This is a genomic window from Mesorhizobium sp. M7A.F.Ca.CA.003.01.2.1, from assembly GCF_003998945.1.
Lineage (GTDB): Bacteria > Pseudomonadota > Alphaproteobacteria > Rhizobiales > Rhizobiaceae > Mesorhizobium > Mesorhizobium ciceri.
In genome coordinates this window covers 1-14,220 of sequence record NZ_RZRA01000027.1, presented here as the reverse complement: position 1 = coordinate 14,220, position 14,220 = coordinate 1, and the positions used below count along the sequence as shown (strand labels likewise).

Sequence of the window (14,220 nt, the reverse complement as noted above, 5' to 3'; positions counted from 1 at the left end):
GGCCTGATGATCGAGAGCAATCTCGTCGCCGGCCGGCAGGACGTGGTGCCGGGCAAGCCGCTGGTCTATGGCCAGAGCATCACCGATGGCTGCATCGACTGGGCGACCACCGAGACCGTGCTGCACGGCCTTGCCGGCGCCGTCGAGTGGCGCCGCTCGGCACGCCGCGCCATGATCGACAACCGGCAGGGAGCTGCCTGACAGGGCATAGGGAAGTGGGCGGCGGTGACCGGGATTACGCCGCCCTTAATCCTTCCCATGCCGTGAACACCGATACGGCAAAGAGCAGCAGTCCGGCCGCGCGGCCGGCAAAAATGGTCGCCCGCGGATTGGCGATCAGAAGGTTGCGGCTGCGGCCGGCCGTGATAGCCAGCCCGCCATAGATCGCAGCCTGCGTCACCACGGTCAGCAGCCCCATGACCGTCGCCTGCATCCAGATCGGACCGTAGTCCGGTTTCAGGAACTGCGGGTAGACGGCAAGCACGAACAGGTATGCCTTCGGGTTGATCAGGCAGGTCACAAATCCCTGGCGAAACGCCTTCCATGCGGAACGGCTGCCGGCAGGCCCCTCCTGGCCGACGATGATGGAACTGCGCATCAGCGTGATGCCTATGAAGGCCATGTAGGCGGCGCCGGCAAGCAGCAGCGGCTTGAACAGGATCGGCACGAAATGCATCAGCAGGCCGACGCCGATGGCGCCGTTCAGCGTGTGCACCATGCCGCCGACCATGATGCCGCCGGTCGCGGCAAGGCCTCGGTCGCGGCCGCCGGTCAGTGCATTGGCAAGCACGAAGAGCATATCCATGCCCGGAACGGCGATGATGCCGAACAGCAGGATAAAGAAAAGCCAGAGATTTTCCGCATAGCCCATGTCAGTTGCCTGCCGCCTCGATCCGCCAAACCGCAGCGGAACCTGTTGATTTTCAATTCGATAGGCGCTCCTATAGGTCAGCCCAACTGACGATGGTGTGTCAGTTGTGATGGAAACCGGGCGAGAAAAATGCGCAAGGCGTCGCGCCTGTTCGAGATCATCCAGATCGTGCGGCTGGCGCGGCAGCCGGTGACGGCAGCGACGATCGCCGAGCGGCTGGAGGTGACGGTGCGCTCGATCTATCGCGACATTGCCGCCCTGCAGGCGATGCGCGTGCCGATCGAGGGCGGGCGCGGCATCGGCTACATCCTGCGTCCCGGCTTCGACCTGCCGCCGCTGATGTTCTCGATCGAGGAGATGGAGGCGATCGTCCTGTCGCTGGCGCTGCTGGAGCGCACCGGCGACAGCGAGCTCAAGCAGGCGGCCAAGCGCGTCAGCGCCAAGATCGCCGGCGCGGTGCCGCCGCCCTTGCGCCAGGTATTCGACGCCAATGCGCTGCACGCGTGGGGGTTCGCCGCGCCTTCGACCGGCGCGATCGACCTTGCGCTGGTGCGACGCGCCATCCGCGACGAGGAGAAGCTCGACCTCTCCTATCGAGACGAAATGGGCCGCGCCTCCGAGCGCCTCATCCGCCCGATCGCGCTGATCTACTACGCCGAAACCGCCAACATCGTCGCCTGGTGCGAGCTGCGCCAGGCGATCCGCAATTTCCGCAGCGACCGGATCGCGGATTGCCAGGCGACCGGGTTACGCTTCAAGGGCGAAGGCGACCGCTTGCGGCAGGTCTGGGTGAATGGATGGGAGACGAACGTCGCTGCCACGGCCGTCTGAGCGGGCTTATATCACCGTACGTCCACCCAGCGCTTTTCCTCGAACGAGCGCGCCATCGCGTGCACCGTGCGCTCGATCTCCAGCCCTTCGGCAAACTCGATGAGCCGCGCCGGCTTGCCTTCAAGCCGCGTCAGCAATTCGTGGCACTCGATGATCTTGAGATCGTTGAAGCCGAGGCCATGGCCCGGCGCCGGCACGAAGAGGTCATAGGGCTTGTGGTGCGGCGCCACCAGGATGGTGCGGTAGCCCTGTTCGGTCGGCCGGTCTGATGTGAGATAGAGCTGGAATTCGTTCGATCGTTCCTGGTCGAACAGGATCGACCCTTTAGAGCCGAAGATCTGGACGGCGATGCGGCCCTTGCGGCCCCAGGCTGAGCGGTTGACCAGCAGCGTGCCGGCAATGCCGTTTTCCAGATGCATCAGCACGCTGGCGATGTCGTAGGTCTCCACCGCGCGACGACCGCCGCTGGCCAGCTTGCGATCGGCATAGGGTTTAGCCATGTCGCAGATGACACTGGCGACGCGGCCGAACAGGGCCGAGACCAGAGACAGCGGATGCACGGCGAAATCGTCGAGCGCGCCATAGCCGGAAGCTGCTTCGTGCTTCCAGAAGAACAGCGCTTCGGGGTCGGCCATGAAGTCCTCGTCCATCTCGATGCGCAGATGGTTGACCTCGCCGATGATCTTCTCTTCCAGCAGCGCGCCGATATGGCGGATGGCCGGGCTCTGGATGTAGTTGTAGCCGAGGGCCGCGACCTTGCCGGACTTTTTCGCCGCGGCCGCCATCGCCTCGGCCTCGGCAAAGCTCGGCGCCATCGGCTTTTCGCACCACAGATGCTTGCCTGCTTCGAGGATGGCGACGGCCATTTCCGGGTGGAACTGGTTGGGCGTGGTCAGCGAGACGATGTCGACTTCGGGATCGTTGACGACGGCGCGCCAGTCGCCCGACGCCTTGGCGAAACCGAACTCGCCCGCCTTGCGCCGGGCAAGCTCTTCATTGACCTCGCCGAGATGGACCAGCCGTGGCTTGGCCACGTCGGGAAAGACAGCGCTGACGGCACTCCATGCGATGGCGTGACACTTGCCCATGAAACCCGTACCGATGAGACCGACGCCGACCATTTTCCGTTTCTCCACTGCTTGAAGCGCTGCGTGGATGAATTAGTCCATTTTCTCCTGAAATGGAATGTCTGCCTCATTTTTTATGGTGTTCTTGCGCAGGCTCGCTATGATGAGGCACAGAGGACGCTTCACGCATGAGCCTGGACAGAGCGACGATGGACGAACGGGTACCTCGCGATTTCGAGACGCTGCGCACCACCATCCTGGAGCGACGCGAAAGCCTGCCGAAACGCATCGCCCAGATCGCTGCCCATGCGCTCGACAATCCCGACGATATCGCCTTCGGCACCGCCGCCAGCATCGCCGCTTCGGCGGGCGTGCAGCCTTCGACCCTGATCCGATTTGCCCAGCAGCTTGGCTTCGATGGTTTCACCAGCCTGCAGCAGGTGTTTCGCGAGCGGCTGCGCGAGCGCAACTCATCCTATGACGAAAGGCTGCAGGCGCTGCGCGTCAAGGCTGAGGGAGGCGCCGGCCACCGGGCGATCTTCGACGGCTTCGTCGCCGCCGCCTCAACCTCGCTCAACGACATCTCGCGCACGCTGGACGAAGCGCATCTGGAAGACGCTATTTCCCTGCTGGCAAAGGCGGAAACCATCTATGTGCTGGCCAAGCGGCGCTCCTATCCGGTGGCGTCCTACATCGCCTATGCACTGGGCAAGCTGAAGATCCGCAACCAGCTGATCGAATCGGCGGCCGGGCTGAATGCCGAGATGATCGGCTTCGCCACGCCGGCGGATGCCGTCATCGCCATCTCCTTCTCGCCCTACGCGCCCGCCACGATCGAGGAGGCGCGCAGCATTTCGGAACAGGGCGTGCCGATCGTCGCCATCACCGACAGCTCGTTTTCGCCGCTCGCCCAGTTCGCCAAGGTCTGGTTCGAGGTTGCCGAGGCCGATTTCGCCGGCTTCCGCTCACTGTCGGCGACAATGGCGCTGGCCATGGCACTGACCGTCGGCGTCGGCGAGAAGCGGCGCGACACGGGCAGGAAGCGCAAGGCCTGATCCACCGCCGAAAAGGTACTTTTCACCGAAGGAATGCTCATTCCATATTGACTATGGATTGGAATTATTATTTCATATTCCCGGCGCCACGCTGCCGCTCGCGCGTGTACCCCAACACAACAAGGCCGACGGGAGGTTCCAATGAGCGAAGCCGTGGACGCTGAATACGCGCCGCTCGACGTCATCACCATCGGTCGCGCTTCCGTCGACCTTTACGGCCAGCAGATCGGCTCGCGGCTGGAGGACATCACCTCCTTCGCCAAGTCGGTCGGCGGCTGCCCGGCCAACATCTCGGTCGGCACCGCCAGGCTCGGCCTGCGCTCGGCGCTGCTCACCCGCGTCGGCGACGAGCAGATGGGCCGCTTCATCCGCGAGCAGCTGACGCGTGAAGGCGTCAATGTCGACGGGCTCAAGACCGACAAGGAGCGGCTAACCGCACTGGTGCTGCTGTCGGTCGAGGACGAAGGCGTCTCGCCGATGATCTTCTATCGCTCGGACTGCGCCGACATGGCGCTGGCGCCGGAAGACATCGATGAGGCCTTCATCGCCTCGGCGCGCTCGATCGTCGTCACCGGCACGCATTTTTCCAGGCCTAACAGCGATGCCGCGCAGCGCAAGGCGATCCGCATCATGAAGGCCAAGGGCGGCAAGGTGGTGTTCGACATCGACTACCGGCCGAACCTGTGGGGTCTCGCCGGCCATGCCGAAGGGTTCGAGCGCTATGTAAAATCGGACCGGGTCTCGGCGCAGCTGAAGACGGTGCTGCCCGACTGCGACCTCATCGTCGGCACCGAGGAAGAGATCATGATCGCGTCGGGCGCCGATGATTGCCTGAGCGCCTTGAAGACGATCCGCTCGCTGTCGTCCGCCACCATCGTCCTGAAGCGCGGCGCGATGGGCTGCATCGTCTATGACGGACCGATCAGCGACGATCTCGAGGACGGCGTCGTCGGCAAGGGGTTTCCGATTGAGATCTACAATGTGCTCGGCGCCGGCGACGCCTTCATGTCGGGCTTTCTGCGCGGCTGGCTGGGCGGCGAAGACCATGCGACGGCGGCGACCTGGGCCAATGCCTGCGGCGCCTTCGCCGTGTCGCGGCTGCTCTGCGCGCCGGAATATCCGACCTTCGAGGAGCTGCGGTTCTTCCTCAAGAACGGCAGCAGGCATCTAGCGTTGCGCAAGGACGAGGCGATCAACCACATCCATTGGGCAACGACGCGCCGGCGCGACATTCCCTCGATGATGGCGCTCGCCTGCGACCACCGCGTGCAGCTCGAGGATGTGGCGGCGAAGGCCGGTGCCGATCCCGCACGCATCCAGGATTTCAAGGTGCTGGCGGTCAAGGCGGCGGCGAAGGTTGCCGCCGGCCGCGACGGCTACGGCATGCTGATCGACGAGAAACACGGCCGCAAGGCGATGTTCGAATTCGCCAGGCATTCCTTCGCCTGGCTCGGGCGGCCGGTGGAGCTGCCGGGTTCGCGGCCGCTGCGCTTCGAATTCTCGCAGGACATCGGCTCGCAGCTCACCGAGTGGCCGGTCGACCATTGCATCAAATGCCTGTGCTTCTATCATCCCGACGATCCGGCGGCGCTCAAGGACGAACAGCAGCAGAAGTTGCGCGCGCTGTTCGAAGCGGCGCGGAAGGTCGGCAGGGAACTTCTCATCGAGATCATTGCCGGCAAGCATGGCAAGCTCGACGACACGACGATCCCGCGCGCGCTGGAGGAACTCTATGCGCTCGGCATCAAGCCGGACTGGTGGAAGCTCGAGCCGCAGGCGTCGAGCGGCGCCTGGGCGAAGATCGAGGCCGTGATCCTGAAGCACGACCCCTGGTGCCGCGGCGTCGTGCTGCTGGGCCTGGAAGCGCCGCAGGACGAGCTGGAAGCGGCGTTCGCCGCCACCGCCAAGGCACCCATCGTCAAGGGTTTTGCCGTCGGCCGCACCATCTTCGTCCATGCGGCCGAACAATGGCTGGCCGGCAGGATGTCGGATGACGAGGCGATCGCCGACATGGCGCAGCGCTTCGAACAGTTGACGGATGCGTGGCTTGCCGCGCGCGGCCGCAAGGCGGCATAAGAAGGCGCGGAATAGGACTGCGGAGGAAAACACCATGAGCAAGACAATCCGCCTGACGATGGCGCAGGCGCTGACCCGCTTCCTGTCGCGCCAGATGACTGAGATCGACGGTAGCAAAGTCCCGATCTTCGGCGGCGTCTGGGCGATCTTCGGCCACGGCAATGTCGCCGGCATCGGCGAGGCGCTCTATCAGGTGCGCGACGAACTGCCGACCTTTCGCGCCCACAACGAACAGGCGATGGCGCATGCGGCAATCGCCTACGCCAAGGCCAATTTCCGCCGCCGCTTCATGGCCGCGACCTCTTCGATCGGCCCCGGCGCGCTCAACATGGTGACGGCGGCGGCGCTCGCCCATGTAAACAGGTTGCCCGTCCTGTTTTTGCCAGGCGATGTCTTCGCCAACCGCATCCCCGACCCGGTGCTGCAGCAGGCCGAGGATTTTTCCGACGGCACGGCGACGGTCAACGACTGCTTCCGTCCGGTTTCGCGCTATTTCGACCGCATCACCCGGCCGGAGCAGATCATTCCTGCGCTGAGCCGTGCCATGGCCGTGCTGACCGATCCGGCCGAATGCGGCCCGGTGACGCTGTCGCTCTGCCAGGACGTCCAGGCCGAGGCCTATGACTATCCCGAGAGTTTTTTCGCGGAGCGGGTCTGGCACCAGCGCCGGCCGCGCCCGGATCGCCAGGAACTGGCGGCCGCGGTCGCCGCGCTCAAGGGTGCAAAAAAGCCGTTGGTGATCGCCGGCGGTGGCGTCCTCTATTCGCAGGCGTCGGACGAACTGGCGAAATTCGCCGAGAGCGGCGGCATCCCGGTCTGTGAGACGCAAGGCGGCAAATCCTCGCTGCCGGACAACCACCCGCTCAACATGGCGGCGGTCGGCGTCACCGGCACTTCTGCCGCCAACCGGCTGGCTGAGGAAGCCGATGTCGTGCTGGCCATCGGCACGCGCCTGCAGGATTTCACCACCGGTTCGTGGGCGCTGTTCAAGAATTCGGGCAAGACCATCATCGGACTCAACGTGCAGCCCTTCGATGCCGGCAAGCACCGCGCCCTGCCGCTGGTGGCCGATGCGGCCGAGGGCCTGGCGGAACTCGGTGCTGCGCTGAAGGACTGGAAGGCGCCGGCAAGCTGGACCGACAATGCGTCGTCCGGCAAGAAGGCCTGGGCGGTCGAGGCGGCCAAGGTGACGGCGTCGACCAATGCCGCCTATCCGTCCGATGCGCAGGTGATCGGCGCGGTGCAGCGCGCCATGGGCTCCGGTGTGACGCTGCTGAATGCCTCCGGCGGGTTGCCGGGCGAATTGCACAAGCTTTGGCAGGCGGGCGCGCCCGGCTCGTACCATGGCGAATACGGCTTCTCGACCATGGGCTATGAGATTGCCGGCGGGCTCGGCGCCAAGATGGCGAAGCCCGGCGAGGAGATCGTCGTCATGATCGGCGACGGCTCCTACCTGATGATGAATTCGGAGATCGCCACCTCGGTGATGCTCGGCCTCAAGCTGACCATCGTGCTGCTCGACAACCGCGGTTACGGCTGCATCAACCGGCTGCAGATGGCGACCGGCGGCGCCAACTTCAACAATCTGCTGAAGGACTCGCGCCACGAGGTTCTGCCCGACATCGACTTCGCCGCGCATGCGGCGAGCATGGGGGCGATTGCCGAGAAAGTGCCGTCGATCGCCGGGCTGGAAAACGCGCTGGCACAAGCCAGGAAGAATACGCGCACCACGGTGCTCGTCATCGACACCGGCCCCCTGGTTTCCACCGATGCCGGCGGTCACTGGTGGGATGTGGCGGTGCCGGAAGTGTCAGTGCGGCCGCAGGTCAACGCGGCGCGCAAGGCGTATGATGAAAAGCGGCAGATGCAGACCATCGGCGATTGATATAGGCGCCGAAGCTCCTCCTTCTCCCCGTCTCTACACGGGGAGAAGATGCCGGCAGGCAGATGAGGGGCGGCGCCAACGAGCAAGAAACTGTTTTAGGACCGGAGTGACGACTTGAAAGCCAAACTGGGCATGTCCCCCATTGCGTGGTGGAACGACGATCTTGCGGAGCTCAGCGATGACGTGTCGCTGGAAGAATGTCTGCGCCAGTCGCGCTCGGCCGGCTTCACCGGCATGGAGATGGGCCGGCGTTTTCCCAATGACCCCGAAATCATGCTGCCGATCCTGAAGGCCGCCGACGTCACGCTGTGCGGCGGCTGGTTCTCGGGCACGCTGGTCGATGGGGAGATGGCCGACAACAAGGATCGCATCCAGCCGATGATCGACCTGTTCAAGGCGGTGAACGCGCCTTGCATCGTCTATGGCGAGGTTGGCCGTTCGATCCAGGGCGACCGCTCGAAGCCGCTGGCGACCAAGCCGAAGCTGTCGGACGACGAGATGAAAGCCTATGCGAAGCGCCTGACCGAATTTGGCGAATGGTGCGCCGAACAAGGCATGCCGCTGTCCTACCACCACCATATGGCGGCGGTGGTCGAGACCGAGCCGGAACTCGATGCCTTCATGCGCTATTCCGGAGCCGGCATTCCGCTGCTGCTCGATGCAGGCCATCTGGCATTCGCCGGCGGCGACGTGCTGCGCGCCATCGACAACCACCATACCCGGATCAGCCATGTGCATGTGAAGGACGTCCGCATGGGGGTGATCGAAAAGCTCGACCGCACGAAGCAGTCCTTCCTCGACGCGGTGGCGCTCGGCGCCTTCACCGTGCCGGGCGACGGTTCGCTGGACTTCGGCGCCATCGTGCAGCGCTTCGCCGACCATGGCTATGAGGGCTGGTTCGTGGTCGAGGCCGAGCAGGACCCGAAGAAGAACCCGCCGCTCAGGATGGCGCAAGTGGGCTACAAGGAATTGATGCGCGTCATGACGGCGGCCGGATACACGGTCGAGACGCAAGGCTTTCCAAATGTCTAGTTTCCCAATGGCTGGTGCGACGGGTTCCCGGCGAGGCCGATTGCTGTAGATTGGCCCGATGAAAGATTCCGAACACCCCTTCTTCCGGCCTTTGTGGCGGCGTGTCGCCGTCGTCGCGGTCTGCGTCATCTGGTCGATCATCGAGTTCGCCACCGGCACGCCGTTCTGGGGCATGATCGCGCTCGGCTTCGCCGGCTACGCCGTCTGGCAGTTTTTTTATCTCTACAAGCCTGCTGACGAGGCGAGGCCTCCGGTCGGGCCCGAGCCGAAGGAGTGACTGATCGCATGCGTCGGCGGTTAGCTTCCAGTGCTTCTAACTTCGTCATCCGAGGGTCTCCGCGACGGAGCTTCGCTCCTGCTAGGCCCTAGGATGACGAAGTTAGAGAGGCTTCGGCCGATCTCGAAGATTTCGATAGGAGAGACAAAAATGTCGAAGCTGCTCGTCAAAGCCGACAAGGGCCACGGTCGCGTCGCCCATGTGACGCCGAAAAGCGCGGGCTGGACCTATGTCGGTTTCGACCTGCATCGGCTGAAGCCGGGCGAGAGCGCCTTCGGCAAGACGGAGGATCGCGAAGTCTGCCTGGTGTTCGTCACCGGCAAGGGCAAGGCTTCAGCCGGCGGCAAGGAGCTCGGCCTGCTCGGCGAGCGCATGTCGCCCTTCGAGGGCAAGCCGTGGTCGGTCTACGTGCCTGAGGGTTCGGACTGGTCGGTGACCGCGGACACCGAACTGGAAGTCGCGGTCTGCTCGGCGCCGGGCCTTGGCGGCGGCCTGCCGGTTCGCGTCATCGGACCGGACGATCTCGGCCAGGAGGTGCGCGGCAAGGGCACCAACACGCGCTATGTCACCAACATCCTGCCGGAGGGCAAGCCGGCCGATTCGCTGCTGGTGGTCGAGGTCATCACGCCCGGGGGGCATACGTCGAGCTATCCGCCGCACAAGCACGACCAGGACAATCTGCCCGCTGAATCCTACCTCGAGGAAACTTACTATCACCGCCTCAACCCGCCGCAGGGCTTTGCCTTCCAGCGCGTCTACACCGACGCCGACAAGAACGGCCATCGCGCGCTCGACGAAGCAATGGCGATCGAGGATGGCGATGTCGTGCTGGTACCCAGGGGTTATCACCCCTGCGCCGCCTGCCATGGCTACGACCTCTATTATCTCAACGTCATGGCAGGACCGAAGCGGACGTGGAAGTTCCACAATGCGCCCGAGCATGAATGGCTGATGAAGGCCTGATCGGTCGCTGCGTGAGCACTCGCCCCCTGGTCCAGCACGAAAAAATCGTCGGCTAATGACCCCGCCGCAGCGTTTTGTTACCTGAAAGCCAGCAAGGCTTCGTCAATTCGTCATGGAAATCACCTATGGCAGCGAAGCTGACAAGGACTTTCCATGCGCTACGCCCTCTATTTCACTCCCCGGCAGGACGAGCCACTGGCGCGGATCGCCGCCGACTGGCTGGGCCGCGACCCGTTTGGCGCCGCCACGAGGCCGGTCGAAGCGGTGGCCGACCTGTCGGCGGCGGAAGTGGCTTTCCACACCGCTTCGGCGCGCCGCTATGGTTTCCATGCGACGCTGAAAGCACCGTTCCGCCTGGCTGCCAACGAGACGGAAGTCTCGCTGCGCGCCGCACTCGACCTTTTTGCCGAGGTGACGCCGGTGGTGACCATTCCCCGTCTCGTGGTCAGCCAGATCGACGGCTTCTTCGCACTGGTGCCGGAAGGGCCAGTGCCTGCGCTCAACCGGTTCGCCGATGACGTGGTGCGCGACTTCGACCGGTTTCGCGCACCGCTGAGCGAGGCGGAAATCGAGCGGCGCAGCCCGGATTCGCTGAAGCCGGCCGAGTTCCGCAATCTCTGCCAATGGGGCTACCCCTATGTCTTCGAAACCTTTCGCTTCCACATGACGCTCTCCGGCCGGGCGGGGTCACAGGAGAGCCCGCGTTTGCGCGCAGCGATCGACAGCCTGTTCGCGGAAGTGCTGCAACAGAAGGTGCTGGTGGATGCGCTGACCTTGTTTGTCGAAACCGAACCGGGTGCGCCGTTCATGGTGCTCTCGCATCACGCGCTCGGGCGCCGCCCGGCCAGAAAAACCGCCTGAAGGACTGCCTGAAATGACCGCCGAGACTGTTCTCCACAATGCCCGCATCGTGCTTGCCGACGAGATCGTCGAAGGTTCGCTGGTGCTGCGCGACGGCTTTATCGCCGGCATCGAAGCCGGCGCAAGCCTTGGCTCTGGCCGCATCGGCGAGGATATGGGCGGCGACTATATTATTCCCGGGCTGGTCGAGTTGCACACCGACCATCTCGAAGGCCATTACGCGCCGCGGCCCAAGGTGCGCTGGAATCCGATCGCCGCCGTGCTCGCCCATGACGCGCAGGTGGCAACCGCCGGCATCACCACCGTGCTGGACGCCTTGCGCGTCGGCATGGACGAAGACGCCGACCTGACATCGGCCGACATCCGCAAGCTGGCCGACGCGATCGAGGACAGTGTGAAGCAGGACCGTCTGCGCGCCGACCATTTCATCCACCTGCGCTGCGAGGTTTCGGCACCCGACTGCCTCAGGGCTTTCGCCAATTTCGACGGCGACGAGCGGGTTAAGCTGGCATCGCTGATGGATCATGCGCCAGGCCAGCGCCAGTTCGTCAATCTCGAAACCTATGCCTACTATTACCAGCGCAAGCTGAAGCTGACCGATCGCGACTTCAAGGTGTTCTGCGAAAAACGGATGGCCGAATCGGCGCGCAATTCGGCGCCGAACCGGGCGGTGATCGCCGCCGCCTGCCAGGAGCGCGGCATCGTGCTGGCCAGCCACGACGACGCCACATCGGGCCATGTCGACGAAGCGATCGAGCAGGGCGTGCGGGTTGCCGAATTCCCGACCACGGAAGAGGCCGCAAGGGCCTCGAAAGAGGCCGGGATGGGTGTGCTGATGGGCGCGCCAAACGTCATGCGCGGCGCCTCGCATTCGGGCAATGTCTCGGCCCGTACGCTGGCCAGCGACGGCCTGCTCGACATCTTGTCGTCCGACTACATTCCCTTCAGCCTGATCCAGTCGGCGTTCTTCCTCGGCGATGTCGTCGAAGGCATTTCCCTGCCGCAGGCCGTCGCCATGGTCTCGAAAAACCCGGCCGATGCGGTTGGACTGACCGACCGCGGCGTCATCGAGCAGGGCCGCCGCGCCGATCTGGTGCGGGTGCGCGTCGACGACCATGTTCCGGTCGTGCGCACCGTGTGGCGGCAGGGACGCCGGGTGGCATGATGGTGTCGGCACTGATCGAGCGGGAACTTTCGGCCGAGACGTTTCCGATCCGCGATGGCGTTTTCGTCGCCGTCGTCGGCCCAAGCGGCGCCGGCAAGGACACGGTGATCGGCTACGCCCGCAACCATTTTGCCGACGAAACGCGGCTGGAGTTCGTCCGCCGGGTCATCACCAGGCCGAGCGATGCCGCAAGCGAGGATCACGACACGCTGGCCGACGCTGCCTTCGCCGAAGCCGAAGCCGATGGCGCCTTCGCCATTTCCTGGGAAGCACACGGCTTGCGCTACGGCATCCCCGCCGATGTCGACTGGTCTGTCGCCAATGGCCGTGTCGCTGTCGCCAATGTGTCGCGCGCGATCATCCCCTCCTTGCGCGAACGCTATGCCAACCTGGCCGTCGTCGAGATCACTGCCTCGCCTGAAGTGCTGGCCGAGCGTCTGGCGATGCGCGGCCGGGAGTCCCGCGGCGAAGTGCTGGCGCGGCTGGCACGCAGCGCCAATGTCACTCTGTCCGGGCCCGGCGTCACCTCGATCGACAACAGCGGCCCGCGCGAAGCCGCCGGCGAACGCTTCGCCGAGGTGCTGCGCAAGGCGATGGCCTTTTCCGACATGTCGGGCCTGATCTAGGCTAGCTATTCCGCAGCCTGGCCCGCCACGCCCTTGCGGGTGGCGTCGACCATCAGCCGCCGTTCCCGGAACACGCCCCATTGCTGGTCGACCAGCACGCCGATGAGGATGACGCCGCCCATCACCGCGAAGTTGAGCGAGGACGGGATGCCGAGCAGGTTGACGAGATTCTGCAGCTCCTGCAGCAGCACCGTGCCGAGGATGACGCCGATCAGCGAGCCTTCGCCGCCGCGCAGCGAGAAGCCGCCGAGCACGGCGGCGGCGATGGCGTAGAGTTCGTAGAACTGGCCGTGGCTGGCCGGCGAGATCGAGCGCGTGTACATGGCGAAATAGATCGCCGACAGCGCCGTCAGCACACCGCAGATGACATAGGCGGCGATGACGACACGGCCGGTGCGGATGCCCGAATATTTCGCCGCCTCCTCGTTCTTGCCGATGGCGTAGAGATAGCGGCCGAACACCGAGCGATGCAGCACCACCCACATGACGATCGAAATAACGATCAGCGCGATGAAACTGTTCGGCACGCCATAGGAGCGTCCGGCCGTCAGGAATTCGAGCTCGGGAAAATTCTGGCCGAACGCAAAACCCGCCGTGCCGTCGGCGGTGTAGAAGCGGGCGACACCGCGGTAGATCAACAGGCCGCACAAAGTGACGACGAAAGGCTGCAGCTTGAGCCTTGTGATCAGCCAGCCATGCACCAGGCCTATGATGGCGCCGAGGAACAGGATCAGCACGAAGGCCAGCGGCCAGCCCACCTCGCGCACGGCGATGAAGTCGATGAACAGCGTTCCAAGCAGCGCGACCACCGAGCCGACCGACAATTCGATGCCGCCGGTGATGATGACGAAGGCCTGGCCGATCGACAGGATGCCGAACAGACCGATCAGGTTCGAGGTGTTGGCGAGGTTGATCGGCAGCAGGAAGCGCGGATTGATGATCGCAACGATCGCCCCGACCACCAGGATCAGGATCAGCAGGCCGAGATCTTTCTTGCTCATCGTCTTCTCCCCAATGCCTGAGCAGATCGCGCTTGCGCGAGACCCCGGCAAAACTACTTCGGCTGCTTGCCCACCGCCAGCAGCAGCACGTTTTCCTGGCTGAACCGGTCCTTGTCGAGAATGCCGGAGATTTGGCCCTCATGCATGACGGCGATGCGGTCGGACACGCCGATCACCTCTTCCATGTCCGACGAGATCATCAGCACGGCGACGCCGGCATCGGCCAATGCGCGCATCAGGCCGTAGATTTCCGCCTTGGCGCCGATGTCGATGCCGCGCGTCGGCTCGTCGAGGATCATCACATTGGGGTTCATGGCCAGCCACTTGCCGAGCACGACCTTCTGCTGATTGCCGCCCGACAGCGTGCCGGTGCGCGTCTGCACCGAAGGCGCCTTGATGCCGAGGTCTTTCTTCTGCTTCTCGGCGGTGGAGGTCTCGGCGCTTGAGGACACCAGGGAGCGGCGCGCATGCGCGGGCAGATTGGGCAGCGAAATGTTCTGAGCGATCGAC

14 protein-coding genes and 1 pseudogene are annotated in these 14,220 nt (G+C 64.5%); 11 read left to right on the top strand and 4 right to left on the bottom strand.

Features of this window, described 5'->3' with window-relative positions; translation table 11 throughout:
- Positions 1-201: pseudogene (locus EN969_RS02765) on the top strand (3-deoxy-7-phosphoheptulonate synthase); the annotation flags it as partial.
- A gap of 34 nt (positions 202-235) precedes the next feature.
- Here EN969_RS02765 and EN969_RS02760 read toward each other — a convergent pair.
- Positions 236-871 (bottom strand): LysE family translocator, encoded by a 636-nt coding sequence (locus EN969_RS02760; RefSeq protein ID WP_027161048.1) that lies wholly within the window; start codon positions 869-871, stop codon positions 236-238.
- A gap of 129 nt (positions 872-1,000) precedes the next feature.
- On the opposite strand from EN969_RS02760, the gene EN969_RS02755 reads away from it, so the two are divergent.
- A complete protein-coding gene (locus EN969_RS02755; RefSeq protein ID WP_063169771.1) occupies positions 1,001-1,702 on the top strand; it encodes a YafY family protein in 702 nt (233 codons plus the stop codon).
- Between the two features lie 11 nt (positions 1,703-1,713).
- On the opposite strand, the gene EN969_RS02750 is transcribed toward EN969_RS02755, so the two are convergent.
- Positions 1,714-2,823, bottom strand: coding sequence for a Gfo/Idh/MocA family oxidoreductase (locus EN969_RS02750; RefSeq protein ID WP_013528369.1), 1,110 nt, complete (start codon positions 2,821-2,823; stop codon positions 1,714-1,716).
- A 155-nt stretch (positions 2,824-2,978) separates the two neighbouring features.
- Here EN969_RS02750 and EN969_RS02745 point away from each other — a divergent pair, with 155 nt between their 5' ends.
- From EN969_RS02745 to phnN, 9 genes are all read left to right on the top strand, one after another.
- The gene (locus EN969_RS02745; protein WP_024502014.1) at positions 2,979-3,824 is read left to right on the top strand and encodes a MurR/RpiR family transcriptional regulator; all 846 of its coding nucleotides are present in this window, start codon (positions 2,979-2,981) and stop codon (positions 3,822-3,824) included.
- A 141-nt stretch (positions 3,825-3,965) separates the two neighbouring features.
- Positions 3,966-5,900 (top strand): 5-dehydro-2-deoxygluconokinase, encoded by a 1,935-nt coding sequence (gene iolC / locus EN969_RS02740; protein ID WP_063169770.1) that lies wholly within the window; start codon positions 3,966-3,968, stop codon positions 5,898-5,900.
- 34 nt (positions 5,901-5,934) lie between these two features.
- Positions 5,935-7,785: a 3D-(3,5/4)-trihydroxycyclohexane-1,2-dione acylhydrolase (decyclizing) gene (gene iolD, locus EN969_RS02735; protein ID WP_063169769.1), complete on the top strand. Its 1,851-nt coding sequence runs from the start codon at positions 5,935-5,937 to the stop codon at positions 7,783-7,785.
- 114 nt (positions 7,786-7,899) lie between these two features.
- The gene (iolE, locus tag EN969_RS02730; RefSeq protein WP_063169768.1) at positions 7,900-8,817 is read left to right on the top strand and encodes a myo-inosose-2 dehydratase; all 918 of its coding nucleotides are present in this window, start codon (positions 7,900-7,902) and stop codon (positions 8,815-8,817) included.
- A 58-nt stretch (positions 8,818-8,875) separates the two neighbouring features.
- Positions 8,876-9,094, top strand: coding sequence for a hypothetical protein (locus EN969_RS02725; protein ID WP_027161053.1), 219 nt, complete (start codon positions 8,876-8,878; stop codon positions 9,092-9,094).
- A gap of 150 nt (positions 9,095-9,244) precedes the next feature.
- The gene (iolB, locus tag EN969_RS02720; protein WP_063169767.1) at positions 9,245-10,057 is read left to right on the top strand and encodes a 5-deoxy-glucuronate isomerase; all 813 of its coding nucleotides are present in this window, start codon (positions 9,245-9,247) and stop codon (positions 10,055-10,057) included.
- Positions 10,058-10,210: 153 nt separating this feature from the next.
- A complete protein-coding gene (locus EN969_RS02715) occupies positions 10,211-10,918 on the top strand; it encodes a DUF1045 domain-containing protein (RefSeq protein ID WP_027161055.1) in 708 nt (235 codons plus the stop codon).
- Positions 10,919-10,931: 13 nt separating this feature from the next.
- Positions 10,932-12,083: an alpha-D-ribose 1-methylphosphonate 5-triphosphate diphosphatase gene (locus tag EN969_RS02710; RefSeq protein WP_063169766.1), complete on the top strand. Its 1,152-nt coding sequence runs from the start codon at positions 10,932-10,934 to the stop codon at positions 12,081-12,083.
- Complete coding sequence (phnN, locus tag EN969_RS02705) at positions 12,080-12,709, top strand: phosphonate metabolism protein/1,5-bisphosphokinase (PRPP-forming) PhnN (protein ID WP_024502021.1); 630 nt, start codon at positions 12,080-12,082, stop codon at positions 12,707-12,709. The genes EN969_RS02710 and phnN overlap by 4 nt, the downstream gene beginning before the upstream one ends.
- Before the next feature lie 5 nt (positions 12,710-12,714).
- Here phnN and EN969_RS02700 read toward each other — a convergent pair whose 3' ends face one another.
- Together EN969_RS02700 and EN969_RS02695 are read right to left on the bottom strand one after the other, a co-directional pair.
- Positions 12,715-13,710 (bottom strand): ABC transporter permease, encoded by a 996-nt coding sequence (locus EN969_RS02700; protein WP_027161057.1) that lies wholly within the window; start codon positions 13,708-13,710, stop codon positions 12,715-12,717.
- 53 nt (positions 13,711-13,763) lie between these two features.
- Positions 13,764-14,220: ATP-binding cassette domain-containing protein (locus tag EN969_RS02695; protein ID WP_164758132.1), on the bottom strand; the 457-nt coding region annotated here is incomplete at its 5' end.

Coding starts and splice junctions, on each gene's coding strand:
- EN969_RS02760 (WP_027161048.1), bottom strand. CDS start 871: ATGGGCTATGCGGAAAATCTCTGGCTTTTCTTTATCCTGCTGTTCGGC.
- EN969_RS02755 (WP_063169771.1), top strand. CDS start 1,001: ATGCGCAAGGCGTCGCGCCTGTTCGAGATCATCCAGATCGTGCGGCTG.
- EN969_RS02750 (WP_013528369.1), bottom strand. CDS start 2,823: ATGGTCGGCGTCGGTCTCATCGGTACGGGTTTCATGGGCAAGTGTCAC.
- EN969_RS02745 (WP_024502014.1), top strand. CDS start 2,979: ATGGACGAACGGGTACCTCGCGATTTCGAGACGCTGCGCACCACCATC.
- iolC (WP_063169770.1), top strand. CDS start 3,966: ATGAGCGAAGCCGTGGACGCTGAATACGCGCCGCTCGACGTCATCACC.
- iolD (WP_063169769.1), top strand. CDS start 5,935: ATGAGCAAGACAATCCGCCTGACGATGGCGCAGGCGCTGACCCGCTTC.
- EN969_RS02725 (WP_027161053.1), top strand. CDS start 8,876: ATGAAAGATTCCGAACACCCCTTCTTCCGGCCTTTGTGGCGGCGTGTC.
- iolB (WP_063169767.1), top strand. CDS start 9,245: ATGTCGAAGCTGCTCGTCAAAGCCGACAAGGGCCACGGTCGCGTCGCC.
- EN969_RS02715 (WP_027161055.1), top strand. CDS start 10,211: ATGCGCTACGCCCTCTATTTCACTCCCCGGCAGGACGAGCCACTGGCG.
- EN969_RS02710 (WP_063169766.1), top strand. CDS start 10,932: ATGACCGCCGAGACTGTTCTCCACAATGCCCGCATCGTGCTTGCCGAC.
- phnN (WP_024502021.1), top strand. CDS start 12,080: ATGATGGTGTCGGCACTGATCGAGCGGGAACTTTCGGCCGAGACGTTT.
- EN969_RS02700 (WP_027161057.1), bottom strand. CDS start 13,710: ATGAGCAAGAAAGATCTCGGCCTGCTGATCCTGATCCTGGTGGTCGGG.